Raw genomic sequence first — 16,447 nt, 5'->3', positions numbered from 1 at the left:
TTGCTCACGTATGTATTTCGCTACAGTTTGTTCATTTAATCCGACTGTACTGACGTAATACCCTCTCGCCCAAAACTTGCGATTTCCGTATTTATACTTTAAATTCGCATGCTTATCAAATATCATCAGAGCACTTTTACTTTTTAAGTAGCCCATGAAATCAGAAATCGCTAGTTTTGGTGGAATCAGGACAAGCATATGAACATGATCGGGTATCATGTGTCCTTCTATAATTTCCACATCTTTGTATTGACATAGATGACGGAAAATTTCAATTAAATCCTGTCTTATTTTGTAGTAAATGGAAGCTACAAGCCTTGTTAGCCACCAGCTTAGCTGGTGGTTTTCTTGTTTTCCTCTTCGAGAAAAACTGGCTCGAAGCCATAATAATCGCACTTACTTTGTATTTTCCACAGATGCAGTCACAAAAGCTGTGTATAATTCTTCTGGACGATTTGGACGACTTTGTAATTCAGGATGATATTGGGCTGCCACAAAGAATTTTTTCTCTGGCAATTCCACAATCTCAACCAAGCGATTATCTGGTGAAACACCTGAGAAAACAAAACCAGCATCTTCAAATGCTTGACGGAACTGATTATTAAATTCGTAACGATGACGATGACGGCGTTGTACCACTTCTTGGTTGTTGTAAGCCATTGCTGCTCTTGAAGAGGGTTTTAATTTGCACGGATACAAGCCAAGACGAAGGGTCCCACCCATATCCTCAATATCAATTTGGTCACGCATAATATCAATAATAGGATACTTCGTACTTTGATCCAATTCAAAAGAGTTCGCTCCTGGCATATTAAGCACATGGCGAGCAAATTCGACACAGGTTAATTGCATACCAAGACAGATACCAAGCATTGGCACATCATTCTCACGCGCATAGCGGATCGCCTGAATTTTACCTTCTGTACCTCGCTGACCAAAACCACCCGGCACAATGATACCATCGGCATCTCCAAGTAAATCAGCTGCATTTTCAGCAGTTAACTCATTAGCATTGATCCAATTAAGATCAATAGCAGTGTCATTAGCATAGCCGGAATGTTTCAACGCTTCCACTACTGATAAGTAAGCATCTGGAAGTTCAACATATTTTCCTACCAAGGCAATTTTTGTTGTCTTGTTCAAGTTCATTACCTTATCAACCATTGCCGACCACTCTGTCATATCTGCCTGTGGAACATCCAATTTTAAGTGATCACAAACGATTTGATCCATTGACTGCATTTGTAAATTTAATGGAATTTGGTACAAGTGTTCCACATCACAAGATTCGATAACCGCTTCTGGATTCACATCACAGAATTGAGCTAATTTATTTTTAATACCTTGCTCAACAGGTTTTTCTGTACGAATCACCAACATATTGGGCTGAATCCCTAAACCACGCAATTCCTTGACAGAATGCTGCGTGGGCTTGGTTTTCATTTCTCCTGCGGCTTTAAGATAAGGTAAGAGAGTGGTATGAATATACATCACATTCTCAGAACCAACGTCTGCTTTCATTTGGCGAAGCGCCTCTAAGAAAGGTAAACTTTCAATGTCCCCAACGGTACCACCAACTTCAGTAATAATCACATCTGAGTCAGTCGTTGTTGCCGCACGTTTAATTTTCTCTTTCAGAGCATCCGTAATATGAGGAATAACCTGGACCGTTGCACCAAGATATTCTCCCTTACGCTCTTTACGAAGAACTTCGCTGTAAATTTTCCCCGTTGTAACGTTGGAATACTTGTTAAGGTTAATATCAATAAAACGCTCATAGTGCCCCAAATCCAAGTCAGTCTCAGCACCATCATCAGTAACATAAACTTCACCATGCTGGTAAGGACTCATTGTCCCAGGATCAATATTAATATATGGGTCAAATTTTTGAATAGTAACCTTCAACCCACGATTCTTCAACAAACGACCCAAGCTTGCTGCTACAATCCCTTTACCAATTGATGAAACAACGCCACCAGTTACAAAAATATATTTTGTCATCAAAAGACCTCCAAAAAAATAAAACAGCCCACCTTCCTTAATCTAGTCAATCACTTAGGACTTGAGTCCTAACTAGCTCAATAAGGGGTTAGCTTCAAGTAAAAATTGCCTTAGGGACTATTTGAATTTAAAAACAAAAATAGCCCCCTATAGATAGGGAGCCTTTATCCGACCTCTCAAAAGAGGTGCCCGATTAATAATATAAACTATAATAAGTACTTTGTCAAATGGTACTAGGACTTTTTTCACGACAAACGCACTAAGAAAATCTTTTATCGAAAAAATAATGAAAACAATGAAAAGCTATTGCAAGTTTAAATTGTCATTTAATTATGAATATATAAAATTGCCAAAATAGTTTTCTTCCTGAAATTTTAACTAGAAAACGATGCTTTCTGAAAAAGCAAAAGGTTTTTCTGCATTTCAGAACATAATCCCCCTTTTCAGAAAAATCATGATAGTTTTTCTTCATGCGTTTGTCGTGGGACTTTTTAAAATATATTGAGGGAACAGAAAAAACTTTTACTCGTCGCTCTGTTCGTCTTGCTCGTCGTCTTCTTCCTCATCTTCCTCGTCATCTTCTTCATTGATGTCTATTTCTTCAAAATCGTCCTCTGGGATAATTTCATTTAATTCCGAATCATAAGATTCTACTTCTGATTTTTCATCATCTGAATCTTCTTCATCGTACGCAATGTCCGAAGATTCCTCTGTAAAATCCTCGTCTTCTGGGTCATCATCGTTGTAATCAATAGCATCCACATCACCATCCATAAAGGCATTAACACGTTTTTTCTTACGCTTTGGTGCGCCATCTTCTTCATCTTCTAATGTAATGATCTCTTCATCAATTTCATCAATAGCATACCATGAACGAAGTCCCCATTTGTTATCTCCAAGAGGAATAAACGAACCATCAGTATTTAAATCTGTATAGAAAAACGGCAATGCTTGACGAATATCTGCATCAGATTTTCCTAGGTAATTTTGAATATCATTAACCAAATCACTAAAATACATTTCATTATCGCGACCACGTTCCTCCAAAATGGCGCGAGCCACTTCAATCAAGGAAAGTTCGCTTTTTTCTTGTCCTGCAAATACATCTAATTTCAAGGCAGTTCTCCTTATTTTATCATTCCCTACTATTTTACGCTAAAAAAGACAATTCGTCAAAGCTTTTATCAACCAAGATTTAACCCTATCTTTATGCCAACACACGTCACGAATTCTATTTCTTCAGATTTACCTAAACGAAATATTAAAAATCATACTGATAATTGTTAGCAAAACTGTTATATCTTTGAAAATGGGCATATCACTTTCTATGCCTAGCGCCATTCGTTTCTCACAGAACTGTTATCCTACCACTTCTTTGTGTGTCAAGCTACAAAAAAGACTCGTTACTAAGGCATATTTTTTCCGATTGTTCCAAAATAAAGCCTCATATCTCTTGGTTCTATTAGTGACTGATTGAGATAACTAAATTTATCTTTTTCCTCTCATCTCAAAAACCTACCAGACTGGAAGGGCGGCTTTCAAATGAACCAATTACTACAAATCAGTAAAAGCTTCTATCTTGGCATTAACGATACAAACTAACCAATAGCAAAACCCCTAGAGTTGCCTCTAGGGATCTATGGAAACTTACAGCTGAAATCGTCGTTAGAGGAAACAGCCTTTTCACCTCTAAGAAACAACTTCATTTTGAAACAGTTCCTTAAACTAACTCAAGCTTACTCAATAAAAATAGTTCAGCTACTATTATTAACGATTCTTTCTTCGGATAGGAAATACATTCAATACAAAAGATAAACCTAAAGCGATTATACCTAGCATTGTTATTGATTTAGATGATTCGCTTGTTTGAGGAAGTTCAACACTTCTTCTAACGGTATTCTCTAACTTCGTTTTCTCTCTATTTTCACCAGATTTACGATTAAGGAGACTTACTTTAGGAATGACTGATTGCATAGGTTTTTCTGTGACATTTGGCACCAGTTCCTTCTGATCCTTATCTTTTCCTGGAGTATTTTTTCCGTCTGACTCTGGCAATTGTTTTCCTTTTTCAAGAAGTTCTGTAAGTTTCACATGAGAATAATTACCTGCTCGATCTTCAACAACATAGGTCAATTGTTCTACAGTTAGGTCAACACTTTCTCCTGCTTCATTTAATGTTGTTTTTGGAATACTAAACGTACCGTCCTGATTAGCTTCTATATAGCGAATAACTGGCATTCCATCTTCCATATCACTATAGGCTAAACGTGATCGGAAAATAGGAGCGTTATTCTGAGATTGTTGGGCAGAGCCTACTGTTACTAATCGGTTATTCGCATCGTAGATTGCTGATGTTGGTAGGGTAGGTGCAACAGTATTGAGAGACAAATAGAAATCCATATACTGCTCTTTTGCTCCCTCAGATACCGGTGTGTACACAATACGATAGATGTAGTTCCCATCGCCAGCATACAAACCATTTTGGTCTTTTCCATCCCATCTTGTATTTTCAAAAACAGTCGCCGTACCTGTCCTCTCAATTAACTCACTATAATTTTTGTATACTTTTGCCACTTCTGAACTTTCCCAGATAGGTTTTTCAAGATCAGATTGGCGATACACCTTAGCTTTTAGACCTTTCACGTTACGCAAAACGGTTCCTCTAAACTCAACAGTGTCCATGACGCCATCCCCATTTGGTGAGATTGCTAAATAAGGTTTACCGTCTTTGATAAACATCGTTTTTACATCTTTGGAACCAGATTTTTCGTAGGTTCCTAAGACAGTTGTTGAACGAAATTCCATGCTCTCTTCCTCAGAAAAACCTGGACGCTGAGACTCCTGAACATAACCCCATGAACCATACTGACTAAGAAGGGCCGTAAAGCTTTGCGATTTAAATTCTTTAAGATCATCTAATTCAAATTCTCCATCTTGTAAATGATCAGGACGTTCATAATAAAACGTTTTTTGCGGAGTTTCGTAAATAGATTTTTCCATTGCTGCCAAATCAGCAAACTTCCCTAAACCACGGAAACCAATAAATGGGATACTCATTAACTCAGAACCATTAGGCGCTTCCATAAAGCGGATAAAACCATCTAAAAAGTAGCCATTTGGCATCTGCTTCATCAAATCATCGTGAAATTGGCTCATATCAACTGGCACTGTAACATCTAATGTTGTATTGGCAGGGACAGTTACCGACCTAACCTCAGTTGTCAACAAATGCTTTGGTGCAAGTGCAAAGTGTTTTCCTTCTACCTTATCAGTTGCCACATGCGCTGTATAATAAAATGTCTTAGGTGTTTCACTTAAATTATGAATTTTTGCTGTTAAATTAAAGGTTTCTTTAACATCTCCAAGATGTATCTTACTGTTATCATCCTTATCCGTCACATATGCAATGGCAGTAGCAGTCTTACTAGCATCTACCAAGCCAGCTCCCTGTTGACGAGGTGACACATATGCTTTTTCTTGCTCATTAAAAACAGCAGTAGCTGAACTCATCATGATTTGTTTGATGAGTTTCGCCAATTCTTGAGGTGTTTTAGTTGGAAAACGTTTTTGATAAATTGGTTTTAAAAGATTTACCAAGCCGGCAACATGCGGAGCTGCTGCACTAGTACCATTCATCATTTCATAGTTATTTCCTTCAAAACCGGCAGAATAGGTGTTCCCTCCCGGTGCAGAAACATCTGGTTTTAAATGCCCATCCGCAGTAAGTCCCCAGCTAGAGAAACTTGCTATTTGATTGCCACCAGGATTTTTAAAGAATTGGAAATCTTTATTAAATGTTAAAGTCTGGTTGTTATTTTTTAATAAAGCCTGACCATCTTCTTGACTAATAAAACCAGATGGTATCTTAGCAAGTTCTCCAGATAAGGATAAGGTCGTATTTTCTTCTGCTAAATTATTATAAATGAGAATCCCGGCAGCCTCATTTGCGATAGCATTTTTAATCTTATTCGCAAAATCAATCTCTCCACGTTGGATCAAAGCAATTTTGCCTTTCGAATCAATCGTTTTAAAATCTTCTACTCTGCCAAATTTTGCATCTACAAATTGATAAGATTTTCCTTTTTCAAAACCTTTAACTAATCCCTGACTTGTTGAAAGGGCAACCTTTTTATCTGTCGATGTCGTCAAGTATTCGCTATACATATTAGGATTGTAATAGGCTGCTACACTGATAATATCTTCTGATAAACCTGGAGAAGCAGCAACGCCAAAATCTGGATTTTCAGCTAATGGTTTTTTAAAAGCACCTCCAAAGGCATAGTCATTTCCAGCACCCGCCACTAAGAAAACACCTTTTTCTTTTGCTAGTTGAATCGCTTTAATTAGATCGGGGTGTAAGTTAGATTTTGATCCCCCACCTTTTCCATAACTCATATTGACACTATCTGCCCCTAAATTAATAGCATCAACAATAGCTTTAGCTTTTAATTCGTCAGATCCTCCAATGACTTTCATGAAAATAAGTTGCGATTTAGGAGCAACACCAGTCATCTTTAAACCGTTCTCCATAGCCTTTGTTGTTTCACCAACTGCAATACCAGAGACGTGGCTCCCATGTGTCTCTGTACCTGCCACATCATCATTGTTTTTTAAATAGTTATGCGTAAAAATAACTTTAGAAGAAATCCATTTACCATAATCAATCTTAGCAGAGTTTTTCAATGCATTTAAATCATCTTCTGATTTCACTTTAGGCGCTTCAAGATTAGTGTTTGAAAAAATATCATGCTTGACATTTAATTCTTCATCAAGGACAGCTGTCACTGTTCCAGCTCCTTGCTGACTATCTGCCCATACCTTTGTAACGTTAGTACTATCTAACTCCGATCCAAGAGTCATTCCTTTGCTTTGAACAGGTGTTTCTGAAGTTACAGCAACTGTCTCAGACTCGTTAGCTGCTGTCGCTGTATGTGATGGTGTCGTTGTATGTGATGGTGTCGTTGTTGCTTCAGATACTGTTGTTTCTTCCTGAGCTGCTACCTGCTCAGTATGCATCATCAACAAGCCTGTAGTGACTAATGACATGGCAATTAATTGTTTCTTTTGAGTGACTTTTTTCACTATATCCTCCAAGTTATTTTAATATATTACAGTTATATTTATAAAAAATGAGTAATGAAAACTGCAAATAATATTCTACAATAAAAAAGAATACTATTCAATAGACTGTTAGATGGTATCCCTAAAAAATTTCCTCCTTGGAGTCGTCTACCAAATATCCGTAATCTCATGGTGAAACACCACTTTAGCTTGAACGCATTATTCCTTGGCACAAACTCCTATTGTTTTAAGCCAAATTCAGTAGACTAGACAGTTTCTCTTTTGTAGCCAATAACTTCTGCTAATCCTAACTTTCCATTGTCTTTACAATCATTAAATTTTCTCATTTATCAAATGTTAAGAAAATATTCAAAAAAAGAACTGCATTTCTTTCCATATTCTTTATAGCTAGCCTATTTTTAATGATACAATTCACCGATTTTCAAAGCTCACAAGTAACTAAAAACCCAATTTCATTCAATAAAATCTTAATCCTAATTCCCCAATCCAAAAACAGACAAAAAAATTGAATTGTCCCTTGATTGGTTTTTCGTCCAACTTAGGGGCAATTCAAAATTCAGTTTATTTTTAAATCGTTATTTTTAATAGATCACTTCTTTACTTTACAGTCGCTGAACTTGCAATGATCTCAACCGCTTTTTTCATTGTAATGTCATGTTTCAGCATGTCGGTTGAAAGAAGTGTACGCACTTGTTCAACTGGCATATTGTACTCACCTGCAAGGTCGTTAATTTCCTTTTCGATTTCTTCAGCGCTAGCTTCAAAACCTTCTGCTTTTGCAATTGCTTCGATCACAAGATTGGTTTTAACACGTTTATCAGCTTCTGCAGAATATTGCTTATGCAAATCTTCTTGGCTTGTACCAGTTAATTGGAAGTACATTTCAGGCGAGATACCTTGACGCTGCATATTAGCCATGAATTCATTCATTGAACGATGAACTTCATCGTGGACCATTTCTTCTGGTAATTCAACAATTTCAGCATTTGCCACTGCTAATTCAATAGCAGCGCTTTCAACTGCATCATCGTAAGCGATTTCTTTAGCTGCTTCAAGCTCTTTACGATATTTAGCCTTCAAAGCTTCAAGGGTCTCAACTTCTTCATCAATATCTTTTGCAAGTTCATCGTCAAGTTCTGGAACTTCTTTTGTTTTGACTTCATGAATAGTTGTCACAAACTTAGCATCTTTACCCGCAAGGTCCTCTGCTTGATATGTTTCTGGGAAAGTGACATTAACTTCAACAGTATCACCAGCTTTAACACCAACCAATTGATCTTCAAAACCTGGAATAAACTGACCTGAGCCAAGTTCAAGAGAGAAGTTATCGCCTTTACCGCCATCAAATTCAACACCATCAACTGAACCAACAAAGTCAATCACAACCGTATCCCCAAGAACAGCTGCTTCTTCTTTAACAACAAGTTCTGCAAGGTTAGCACGTTCTCGCTCAATCTTAGCATCAACTTCTTCAGCCGTCACTTCTTTTGAAGCGTCAACTTCCACCGCAAGATTTTTGTAATCACCAAGTTTAACTTCAGGTTTTGTAATAACTTCAGCGGTAAGTTTCCATTCTTGACCTTTTTCCATAGAGACAACATCAATTTTGGGTTGTGCAACAACATCGAGTCCAAGTTCTGCAACAGCCGCCTCATATGCTTCTGGCAACACAATGTTCAAAGCATCTTCATAAAGAACTTCTTCACCAAACTTTTGATTAAAAATCGGACGAGGGATATGCCCTTTGCGAAAACCTGGTACGTTCAAATCCTTTTTAATTTTATTAAAAGCTTGATCAAGAGCTGGCTTGATATTATCTGGACTAATTGTAAATGTAATTACGCCACGATTGGTAGCTTTGTTTTCAAATGATGTAGACATTAAGTCATTTCTCCTTAAAATAATTTAGATACAGTTCATTCTATCATAAATTAAAGCGTTTTTAAAGTTTTTTTATATACGAACACGACAAAGGTATAAATCCAAAATAATAGGAAAACATCAAACTGCATTTCTCAAGCCGATTTATCACTAATTCTAAGAAATTCTATTTTAATATTTTTCATATCCGGACTAAATCTCTTACGCTTCACTAGTTCAGTGATCTATTATCCTCCCTATTTCAGAATATCATCACTTATTTCCAAGATGATAACACACACATTTAATGCAATATGCGACTGCTATTGTCCAGTAAGTAAATGATAGCTTTATCTGAACAAGTAGACTTTTAGGAAATTTGGGAGCATTTTCTCCTTAAAAGGTAACTATCTTTCACCGATTTTCCGATAAACGCCACAGCCAATAAACCTAACTATGCTGGGAGCAACACCATTATTGATCTCTTCGCAATAGGGCATTTGAGTTTCTTTTGCGATACCTTATACGTTTTTCCTGTCACCGTATCTTTGTAGGTGCCATCAGTTAGTTTTGTTTTAGACGAAATGGTTTTATCATCATTTGTTAAGTTAATAATAACAGCCCCCTTATTTCCTCGCTCAATCAATACAATTCCTCGCTCTTCCCCAGCATTGTGAACATATTCATCATAACCATTCATCGCATTACGAAATTGATTAATAGCTACAATAGCCTTATCTTTAAACAAATCACTTCCCGCATCTCCAATTTGAGAGAACCCAGGAAAACGCTCTGCTTGTCCACCGCCACCTACCGGACGAGAGAAAAATAGCGGAGCCCCTTCTTTTCTAGCAGCAATTAACCCCCAACCAAGTTTAATATCTTGATCTGTCAACTCTGTGGATTCACCATTGTCATTAGCGTAAGTATCGTGAGACTCTACCCACGTGACTAATCTATCTTTAGAAACCCCCGGCACTTGAAAATCAATAAGATCTTCTGCATCTACTTCTTTCTGCTTCAAAACATTTCGGATAAATTCACCATAATCTGATGCCGTAACCCCCATAAGTTTACCATAATCACCTTCTCTTGATGTCGACCCTTGTAAAATTTCTCCGTATTGGAATTTGGCACCATTGTTTAGAATAACCTTCCAAAAATCACTTCCGTATTCATTTGGTAATTCAATATGCTTAGCGGCATCATACCTAAAACCATCCGCACCATCTGCTACAGCACGCTTTAAGTAATTGTGAAGATACGCTTGAACGGCTTTATTTTGAGTATTCAAATCATAAAGACCCAACAAAGATTTTTGAGTTAATTGATAACGATCACTAAAATCTTTAATCCCTTCATTTCCATGGGTCCATTTTCCAAGAGCTTTAATTTTAGGACTAACTGCCTTGACTTCTGAAGTGGTATGATTTAAAACCGCATCCACAATAACATGAAGCCCATATTTCTTCGCCTCTTTAGTCATAGCCTTAAATTCAGCTTCTGTTCCCAACTGGTAATTCCCAATGGTGTAGTCTGTCGGCTGATAATGATAATACCAATTTGTTAATTCTTTACTACCATGTTCACCCTCAATAACTTTATTAATTGGTGAAGTCTGAATACTTGTATAACCAGCTGCTTTAATGGCAGCCATATTTTGCGTAATGGTCTTGAAAGACCAGCACCAAGCATGGAGAATTGCCCCATCTTTTATCTCTATTTGCCTAGATTTATTTGAGAAAAAGAAACCTAAGCAAACCCCAATAATAAAACCTACAGCTAATACCTTTATCAAAACTTTCTTTCGTTTTGGACTTTTCATCAAGATCTCCCTCCTGAAGTGCAAACGTTTCCATAAACAGTCAATAATAATAGGAACTAAGAATCCATCTAGGAATTGTTCCCATAGAAAGTATAATATAATTATTATCCTTTTTGCAATACTTTTCAAATAAAACATTAAAAGCAGTTAAATAAAACTTTTTCCTTGTGCCTTCTATTGCGTGTTTTATTAACAAGTTAAGTGACAGTTCTCTTTTAGCTTATTTTTTGGTAAACTATCTAGAAAGGAAAGGATATTTTATGACGTTTCTATTGCATTATTTCAATCAATTTCATATCGAAAATATTAGCTTAACTATTTTCTCTAAACTAGTGTCGCTCATCCTCTTATTACTCTTTTTCACTATTTTAAAGCGAGTCAGTAATTACTTATTTGAAAAGACAATCACCAAATCCTTTTCCTACTCCAAACAAAGTGAAGCTCGTAAAAAAACCTTATCTAAGTTGATTCATAATATCTTAAATTACGTCTTATACTTTCTCTTGATCTATTGGATCCTTAGCTTACTTGGTATTCCCGTCTCAAGTCTTCTTGCGGGAGCTGGAATTGCTGGAGTTGCTATAGGTCTTGGCGCCCAAGGATTCCTATCAGATGTTGTTAATGGTTTCTTTATCCTCTTCGAAAATCAATTTGAAGTTGGCGATAACGTTGCCATTTCAGGCATTGAGGGAAATATTTCGAGTGTTGGTATTCGCACCACCCAAATTCGCGGTTTTGACGGCACCCTACACTTTATTCCTAATCGTAGCATCACCATCGTCAGCAATAAATCGCGTGGCAATATGCGTGCCTTAATTGAAATTCCCCTTTACTCCACAGTTGATTTAAGCCAAGTTACCCGAATTATTGAACAAGTTAATGAACGCGAATTGCCTAACTTCCCACAAATTGTCGGCAAACCAAATATCCTTGGCCCACAGACTAATTCAAGTGGACAATTCACTTTTCGTGTGACCATTTTCACCGAAAATGGTCAGCAATTTCTGATTTATCATACCTTTTATCAATTCTATCAAGAAGCCTTGCTTAAAGAAGGTATTAGTCTGCCTACAATTGTTAGTTACCCGATGCCTCACCCTTAAAAATCACAACTAGATTAGTTTTGCACCCTTTTTTATAACAAAAAGTCTATCTGATTACCTTAAGTAAAAGGCACATCAGATAGACTTTATGTTTACTGTTTTCGAATAGCATCCTCATGATAATTTGCTCTTGCCCCACCAATTAATTTGGGACGACTAGCCAAAGCAGTCACATGAGCTCCCCCCAGTTGACGTTGAATAGGTACCAGAGGCACTTGGACACGTTTCACATGCATGCCAATTGAGGTATCTCCAATATCCAAACCAGCATGAGCAATTATCTCTTCAACCTCCACCGGATCCGTCAGTAATTGAAAAGCAGCGACTTGCCCACTTCCTCCAGCATCAAGATTTGGAATGACATTAACAATCTCTAGGTCCTTATTTTCTGCCACTTGACGCTCAACTGCCAACGCACGATTAAGATGTTCACACCCCTGAACAGCCAAATGAATTCCACGTTTCGTCAGTTCTTCCAAGACTGTTTTAACCATAACTTGACCTACTTCCAAACTAGAATTTTGACCGATTCTGCCACCAAGAACTTCACTAGATGACAGACCTAAAACAAAGAGTTGTCCCCTTTGAATAGCAGAGCGCTCAAGAATATCTACGAGAATAACCCTTGTTTGATATTCTAAATCCTGCAAATCCATACATTTACCTCGTTTATTTATTCTCTAAACGTTTTATCGTTTTAAAAGTCAGGTAACCCATTAAAAGCCCAAAACAGTTTTGCATCACATTTCCCCAAACACTAGCTAAAGCCCCAGAAAGACCATAGCCAAGCATCAGAGAACCTAAAAAATACCAGCCGAGCATCGCAACAGACCCCAGCAATAACCCCAGCCAACGATTATATGTCCAACCAGCAAAGAAACCTTGTGCTCCATGAGCAATCAAACTATGAAACATCCATTGCGGATAACCCGCTATTAAATCTATTAAAAAGCCTGATAAACCGCCAACAACAGCACCTTGTTTAGCTCCCAAATAAAAACTGGTAAAATAAATTCCTGCATCCAAAAGCGTTAAAAAACCTGTCGGTGTAGGAACCATTACAAATCGCCCTAAAACAACTGTCAAAGCTATCAATACTGCCAACAAACTCAATTTTCTTGTTTTACTGTTTCGCATTGCTTTGTTTCACCCCGTACTTATCTGATCGTAAAATAGCCTGATAAACAAACTCTTTTGAAGAACGAACAGCCTCTAATACAGATTGCCCCTTTACCAACTGACTCGCAATACTAGAGGCAAAAGTGCAGCCGGCACCTATATTATTTTGCTCAAGCACTGGATAATCTAATGTCTCAAAATGATTTCCATCATAAAAAAGATCAATGGCATTTTCTTGACTAAAACGATCCCCACCCTTAATGACCACATGCTTTGCTCCGAGCCGGTAAAGTTCATCAGCAACCTCTTTCATATCATCTAAATGCTTAATCTCTTTTTGGGATAATAGCTGAGCCTCTATCAAGTTTGGGGTCACGATTGTGGCATAGGGGAAAAACTGCAACAATTCCTTACGCAAGGTTGCCACTTCAACATCATGAGTTTCCTTACAAACAAGGACAGGGTCCAAAACAAGAGGAATATCCGGACGAGAGATTACAAACTCTAAAGCTAGTTGACTAATTTCTTTATTGGGTAAAAGTCCAATCTTGATAGCAGAAAAAGGAACATCTCTTAAACTGTTCAGTTGGTGACGAAAAATAGCTGATTGTGTCGGAAAAACTTCAAATCCTTTCTCTGTCATTGCTGTCAAACAGGTCACAGCAACAAAACCGTGTAATTCATGACTTGCAAAAGTAGCCAAATCCGCATACAAGCCACCACCACTAAAAATATCATTTCCAGAAATAGCTAAAATATAATTATTCTTCATAACGAATCTCCTTTAAATAAAGCCCATTCCCAGCAGGTGTAGGACCAGCTAGCTGACGATTTTTCGATGCTAAAATAAGCTTAATTTGATCGACAGGCATACGTCCATTTCCAATTTTAAGTAGGGTTCCAACCATATTTCTTACTTGTTTATAAAGGAAACCATTCCCAGAAAACGTAAAAATAAGAAAACCAGTTTTCTCATCACGGATAAGAGTCGCCTCAGTGATGGTACGAACCTTATTTTTCACAGAAGTACCTGCTGCTGTGAAACCTGTAAAATCATGTGTCCCTATCAAGTCTCTAACAGCATCTTGCATTTTCTGAACATCCAGCAGATATGGGTAGTGAGTAGCATAATGACGCATCATAGGATTTTTAGAACGACCGGTATCAACTAAAAATTCATATGTCTTAGAATGCTTCTGATAACGACAATGAAAATCCTCTGAAACAATAGCCAACTGAACAACAGCTATATCGTCCGGAGTTTGAGTATCCATAGCAAAACGCAATTTCTCTAAATCACGTTCTTGTGGCAAATCAAAATGAATCACTTGCCCATAAGCATGCACGCCAGCATCTGTACGTCCCGCTCCATGAATTTGTATCTTTTGTCCACTTGATAATCTTTGAAGTGTCTTTTCAATTTCTTCTTGTACCGTACGTGCATGACTCTGTCTTTGAAAACCCGAAAAGAGAGTCCCGTCGTAGGAAATAATTGCTTTATATCTTGTCATGTTACTATTCTAACATTTCTTCAAAGTAAGAGAAACTATCTTTCAACTCAACTGTATGGGGACAGTTAAGTTGTCTTCTTCTGCTTCTTAGAAAAAGTTACTGACAAAGAAAGCATTTTCTGCTATAATTTTTCTAATATTCAAAAATTATGGGGATTCTCTTATGAAAGTCGTCAAATTCGGTGGTAGTTCCTTAGCATCTGCCCAACAACTAAAAAAAGTATTAGCTATCATTAGAGAAGATTCAACAAGAAAAGTTGTTATCGTTTCTGCACCAGGAAAACGGACACCTAATGATACCAAAGTAACTGATGCCTTAATTACTTATTATAAGACCTTTCAATCTAATCAAGATTTTCAAGAGCCTCTTAATTGGATTATTCAACGCTACCAAACAATCTGTGACGATTTAGATTTAGATAGATAGCAGCGTCAGCACTGAAATTGCTCAATCCTTAACCGATTTATCAAATCTATCCATCAAAAATAACCCCTTTTTATATGACACCTTTCTTGCTGCCGGCAAAGACAATAATGCGAAATTAATTGCTGCTTATTTGCAAGCTAATGGCTTAAATGCAACCTATCTTCACCCAAAAGAAGTTGGTCTCTTTGTTAGTAAAGAACCTCAAAATGCACGGATTTTACCCGTTAGCTACAACTATATTGAAAAGCTTAACCTAGTTAGATGGCATTCTTGTTATACCGGGGTTTTTCGGTGTTACAACAGACAATCAAATCTGTACCTTTTCTCGTGGAAGTTCTGATATCACCGCTTCAATTATTGCCGCCGGTGTGACAGCAGATATTTATGAAAACTTCACTGATGTAGATGGCATATTCGCTGCACACCCAGGAATTGTTTACAGCCCACATTCCATTAGAGAATTAACTTACAAAGAAATGCGAGAATTAGCCTACGCAGGTTTCTCTGTTCTTCACGATGAGGCATTAATTCCAGCCTATCGAGGAAAAATTCCCATTGTCATCAAGAATACCAACAATCCCAGTCACCCTGGCACCAAAATCGTTTTAGAACACAACAAAAATTCAAACGCTGCTGTTGTCGGAATCTCAAGCGACGATAAATTTGCTAGTATTAATATTTCAAAATATTTAATGAATAGAGAAGTTGGATTTGGTCGAAAAGTTCTCCAAATTTTAGAAAACCTTAACATTCGCTGGGAGCATATGCCAACAGGAATTGATGACTTATCAATTGTCATTCGCCAAAAAGAATTAACCCCAATCAAAGAACAAGAGATTCTCCATCGTCTCATCCATGATTTAAAAGTTGATGAAGCAAATATCACTAAAAACTTATCCATTATCATGATTGTTGGCGAAAATATGAAGAGCCACATCGGAATAACCGCCACAGCAACCAAAGCACTTTCCGAAAATCAGATCAATCTAGCTATGATTTCACAAAGATCTAGCGAAGTCTCTGTTATGTTTGTCGTGGATAGTAGAGATGAGCACAAGGCCATCAAAGCCCTCTACAAAACCTTCTTTTAAACCAAAAATAGATTCATAAAATCACACATCACAAGCTAACCCCCCAAAAAAAGTTAGATAAAAAATCTAACGTGGACTTTTGGACTTGGTATAATACAGTGAAAACGAGGAAAATTATTATTGCCAAGAAAAGTATTTGATAAAGCGTTCAAATTATTTGGTGTCAAACTCATTCCCGAGGGAGAGCAGCCTGTAAAAATGGTTAGTTCTACTTTAGGAATTCACCCAAATAATTTATATCGCTGGGGTCAAGAATACGAAAAATGTGCAGAAAGTACGTTTCTAGGACATGGGAGCGCACTTTGTCATGCCCAATTTGAGATTAAAAAACTCAAGAAAGAGAATAAGATTCTACAAAAGCAGTTGACTCTTCTAAAAAAGTTTCAGGTTTTCTTGAAGACAAGCCGGAAATAAAGTTTCGGTTTCTA

The 16,447-nt window shown here is 37.2% G+C and carries 11 protein-coding genes and 2 pseudogenes; 3 read left to right on the top strand and 10 right to left on the bottom strand.

Features of this window, described 5'->3' with window-relative positions:
* The 6 genes and pseudogenes from tnpA to H346_RS0107595 all read right to left on the bottom strand — a co-directional run.
* Positions 1–303: pseudogene (gene tnpA, locus H346_RS09950) on the bottom strand (IS200/IS605 family transposase); the annotation flags it as partial.
* Between the two features lie 93 nt (positions 304–396).
* Positions 397–2,001, bottom strand: coding sequence for a CTP synthase (locus tag H346_RS0107615; protein ID WP_027970556.1), 1,605 nt, complete (start codon positions 1,999–2,001; stop codon positions 397–399).
* A gap of 522 nt (positions 2,002–2,523) precedes the next feature.
* Positions 2,524–3,117, bottom strand: a complete 594-nt coding sequence (gene rpoE, locus H346_RS0107610) for a DNA-directed RNA polymerase subunit delta (protein WP_027970555.1) — start codon at positions 3,115–3,117, stop codon at positions 2,524–2,526.
* 651 nt (positions 3,118–3,768) lie between these two features.
* On the bottom strand, positions 3,769–7,083 hold the full coding sequence (locus H346_RS0107605; RefSeq protein ID WP_027970554.1) for a S8 family serine peptidase: 3,315 nt from the start codon (positions 7,081–7,083) through the stop codon (positions 3,769–3,771).
* 597 nt (positions 7,084–7,680) lie between these two features.
* On the bottom strand, positions 7,681–8,964 hold the full coding sequence (gene tig, locus H346_RS0107600) for a trigger factor (RefSeq protein WP_027970553.1): 1,284 nt from the start codon (positions 8,962–8,964) through the stop codon (positions 7,681–7,683).
* Positions 8,965–9,397: 433 nt separating this feature from the next.
* A complete protein-coding gene (locus H346_RS0107595) occupies positions 9,398–10,768 on the bottom strand; it encodes an alpha-amylase family glycosyl hydrolase (RefSeq protein WP_027970552.1) in 1,371 nt (456 codons plus the stop codon).
* A 260-nt stretch (positions 10,769–11,028) separates the two neighbouring features.
* Between H346_RS0107595 and H346_RS0107590 the strand changes: the two genes are divergently transcribed.
* Positions 11,029–11,871, top strand: a complete 843-nt coding sequence (locus H346_RS0107590; RefSeq protein WP_027970551.1) for a mechanosensitive ion channel family protein — start codon at positions 11,029–11,031, stop codon at positions 11,869–11,871.
* Between the two features lie 92 nt (positions 11,872–11,963).
* Here H346_RS0107590 and H346_RS0107585 read toward each other — a convergent pair whose 3' ends face one another.
* The 4 genes from H346_RS0107585 to truA are packed head-to-tail and all read right to left on the bottom strand — an operon-like array spanning position 11,964 to position 14,501.
* Complete coding sequence (locus H346_RS0107585; RefSeq protein ID WP_027970550.1) at positions 11,964–12,527, bottom strand: TIGR01440 family protein; 564 nt, start codon at positions 12,525–12,527, stop codon at positions 11,964–11,966.
* Between the two features lie 13 nt (positions 12,528–12,540).
* Positions 12,541–13,008, bottom strand: coding sequence for an ECF transporter S component (locus tag H346_RS0107580; RefSeq protein ID WP_027970549.1), 468 nt, complete (start codon positions 13,006–13,008; stop codon positions 12,541–12,543).
* A complete protein-coding gene (locus H346_RS0107575) occupies positions 12,995–13,762 on the bottom strand; it encodes a bifunctional hydroxymethylpyrimidine kinase/phosphomethylpyrimidine kinase (RefSeq protein ID WP_027970548.1) in 768 nt (255 codons plus the stop codon). The genes H346_RS0107580 and H346_RS0107575 overlap by 14 nt, the downstream gene beginning before the upstream one ends.
* Positions 13,752–14,501 carry a tRNA pseudouridine(38-40) synthase TruA gene (truA, locus tag H346_RS0107570; RefSeq protein ID WP_027970547.1) on the bottom strand — a complete coding sequence of 250 codons (750 nt, stop codon included), beginning with the start codon at positions 14,499–14,501 and terminating at the stop codon, positions 13,752–13,754. The genes H346_RS0107575 and truA overlap by 11 nt, the downstream gene beginning before the upstream one ends.
* Before the next feature lie 163 nt (positions 14,502–14,664).
* Here truA and H346_RS09945 point away from each other — a divergent pair.
* Positions 14,665–16,019: pseudogene (locus H346_RS09945) on the top strand (aspartate kinase).
* Between the two features lie 120 nt (positions 16,020–16,139).
* Complete coding sequence (locus H346_RS0107560; RefSeq protein WP_027970546.1) at positions 16,140–16,433, top strand: transposase; 294 nt, start codon at positions 16,140–16,142, stop codon at positions 16,431–16,433.
* The last annotated feature ends 14 nt before the right edge of the window (positions 16,434–16,447 follow it).

The sequence above is a fragment of the Streptococcus castoreus DSM 17536 genome (genome assembly GCF_000425025.1).
GTDB lineage: Bacteria > Bacillota > Bacilli > Lactobacillales > Streptococcaceae > Streptococcus > Streptococcus castoreus.
The sequence above is the reverse complement of the archived record's forward strand: the minus strand, read 5'-3'. Positions and strand labels throughout refer to the sequence as shown.

Bases quoted from the DNA above. Each gene is read 5' to 3' on its own strand.
- tig (WP_027970553.1), bottom strand. From the start codon at position 8,964: ATGTCTACATCATTTGAAAACAAAGCTACCAATCGTGGCGTAATTACA.
- truA (WP_027970547.1), bottom strand. From the start codon at position 14,501: ATGACAAGATATAAAGCAATTATTTCCTACGACGGGACTCTCTTTTCG.
- H346_RS0107580 (WP_027970549.1), bottom strand. From the start codon at position 13,008: ATGCGAAACAGTAAAACAAGAAAATTGAGTTTGTTGGCAGTATTGATA.
- H346_RS0107615 (WP_027970556.1), bottom strand. From the start codon at position 2,001: ATGACAAAATATATTTTTGTAACTGGTGGCGTTGTTTCATCAATTGGT.
- H346_RS0107590 (WP_027970551.1), top strand. From the start codon at position 11,029: ATGACGTTTCTATTGCATTATTTCAATCAATTTCATATCGAAAATATT.
- H346_RS0107575 (WP_027970548.1), bottom strand. From the start codon at position 13,762: ATGAAGAATAATTATATTTTAGCTATTTCTGGAAATGATATTTTTAGT.
- H346_RS0107585 (WP_027970550.1), bottom strand. From the start codon at position 12,527: ATGGATTTGCAGGATTTAGAATATCAAACAAGGGTTATTCTCGTAGAT.
- H346_RS0107595 (WP_027970552.1), bottom strand. From the start codon at position 10,768: ATGAAAAGTCCAAAACGAAAGAAAGTTTTGATAAAGGTATTAGCTGTA.